Raw genomic sequence first — 2,210 nt, forward strand, 5'->3', positions numbered from 1 at the left:
CTTTTAGGCTATGAACGCAGGTATCTTCTTACAAAGCACCCCCCTCCTGGATAACACCTATTTCGAACACACCTTAATTTTCATTGCCGAAAAGAATGAAAAAGGCGCCCTGGGGTTTGTGATCAATAAAGTATTCCCGCGTACCATAAATGAACTGGAGCAATTCAAAAACGGTATTCCCTTCCCGTTGTACGAGGGTGGGCCGGTAGACCAGGAGCATCTTTATTTTATACATCAGCGTCCTGATCTTATACCGGGAGGCGCACCGGTAAGCGGCAACATTTGTTTTGGCGGTGATTTTTCCACGGCTATAAAAGGGATCAACAACCATACCCTAACCGCTAACGATATCAGGATATTTATCGGGTATTGCGGCTGGGATGCAGGGGAACTTGAAGCAGAGATCAGGGAAGGCTCCTGGCAGGTGATAGAGGAAGCCGCGTTATTTGGATATTAAAGCCGGCAGCAAAAATAATTGCACGGATCACTACCTACTTATTATTTTTTGCCATAGTTTGCAAAATAATCCGGCCTTTAAAGATAATTGTCATCCAACCAAACATACCAGGAAAAGGAACTGCTTTTGCGCATTGCTGAGGGAGATGAAGCAGCTTTCACTACCCTGTTTAATCTTTATTCCACGCCACTGGCCACTATCGCTTTGCGTATGCTTCAAAGCGAGCCTGCAAAACAGGAGGTGTTACAAGAGGTTTTTATTAAGATATGGCTGAACCGGGACCGGCTAACATACATACAGCTCCCGGGCCCCTGGCTCAGGAAGATCACTATCCATGAATGTTTGCAATATCTCCGTAAAACTTCTTTGTACCACTCAAAGCTGGAAGATCTTAAACAGGAAGATGCCAGTTTTAACCAGGCGCTAAACGCCATTTCCGTCAAAGAAATACAACATGCGGTGAAGCGCGCGCTCCAGGCAATGCCTCCCCAACGCCGCACCATTTATGAACTGAGCAGGGAAAAAGGAATGCCTACAAAAGCAATAGCCGCCCGGCTTGGCCTTTCAGACGGGTATGTACGCAATGCGCTGAGCGCCGCCCTTCAAACTATCCGGAGCTTCCTGCCACCCGCCATCCGGTTACCCGTTATTATTATTTTTTTATTTTTTTAGCGATCGATAGTGACAAGTCATTTTCCCGTGCATCTTATTATCAGAGTATGGACAATACACGCATATATTATCTTACCGGGCGGTACCTGGAAAAGAACCTGAGCGAAACAGAACAGGAAGAGTTCCAGCGCCTGTTACAGGCCCCGGATCAACAGGAGGCGTTACAGGCTGCCTTTGAGCAACTGGCGGAGGAACTGGATATGAATATGACGCAGGACCAGGCCTTACTGCCGCTATTGCACCAGGCATTAAACAGCGATAAGCCGGTTCGCCGCGTTCATTTCCTGCCACGCTGGAGTTGGGCCGCCGCTTCGGTGTTGCTGCTGCTTGCTGCCGGTACCTACTATTGGACGGCCAGTAAAAAAAATACGCCACCGGCGGTTATTGCAGCTACCACCACGGATATAGGTCCTGGCAGGGAGGGCGCTACCCTTACCCTGGGGGATGGCGCTAAAATAAAGCTGGATAGTCTCGGCAATGGCGTCATCGCCAAACAGAATGGTGCGCAGATAGTGCTGGCAAACGGCAAGGTGGCGTATGATCCTACCGGTAATACCGGCGAAGAAGTTGTATTTAATACGATGTCTACTCCCAGGGGCCGGCAATTCCGGCTTACATTACCCGATGGCACACAGGTATGGCTGAATGCAGCCAGCTCGGTGCGGTACCCGACGGTATTTTCCGGCAGGGAAAGAATAGTGGACGTTACCGGCGAAGCCTACTTCGAAGTAGTGAAAAACCCGGCAATGCCCTTCAGGGTGAGGGTAAACAATAAAGCGGAAATAGAAGTGCTGGGCACCCATTTTAATGTGAATGCCTATGAAAATGAACAAGCTATTGCCACCACGCTGCTGGAAGGGGCTGTGCGGGTTGCTGCTGCCAGCCGGCATTTACCGGAAGTGGTGCTTCATCCCGGCCAGCAGGCGCAATTAAGCAATGCCAGTGAAACGGGGATTAAAGTTGTTAAAAATGCAAATACAGAAAAAGCGATCGCCTGGAAAAATGGCCTGTTTTATTTTGATGGCGCCACATTGGCCGAGATCATGCGCCAGATGGAACGTTGGTACGATATAGAAGTAGT

3 protein-coding genes are annotated in these 2,210 nt (G+C 49.1%); all 3 read left to right on the top strand.

Annotation, left to right across the window (positions count from 1 at the left end; all coding sequences use genetic code 11):
• The first annotated feature begins 10 nt into the window (after positions 1-10).
• Positions 11-457, top strand: a complete 447-nt coding sequence (locus tag VN105_RS27300) for a YqgE/AlgH family protein (protein ID WP_325646230.1) — start codon at positions 11-13, stop codon at positions 455-457.
• Positions 458-583: 126 nt separating this feature from the next.
• Positions 584-1,129, top strand: coding sequence for an RNA polymerase sigma factor (locus VN105_RS27305; protein WP_325646232.1), 546 nt, complete (start codon positions 584-586; stop codon positions 1,127-1,129).
• 47 nt (positions 1,130-1,176) lie between these two features.
• A partial coding sequence (locus VN105_RS27310; RefSeq protein ID WP_325646233.1) for a FecR family protein occupies positions 1,177-2,210 on the top strand: 1,034 nt, incomplete at its 3' end.

The sequence above is a fragment of the Chitinophaga sp. genome (genome assembly GCF_035564935.1).
Lineage (GTDB): Bacteria > Bacteroidota > Bacteroidia > Chitinophagales > Chitinophagaceae > Chitinophaga.

Bases quoted from the DNA above. Each gene is read 5' to 3' on its own strand.
- VN105_RS27300 (WP_325646230.1), top strand. From the start codon at position 11: ATGAACGCAGGTATCTTCTTACAAAGCACCCCCCTCCTGGATAACACC.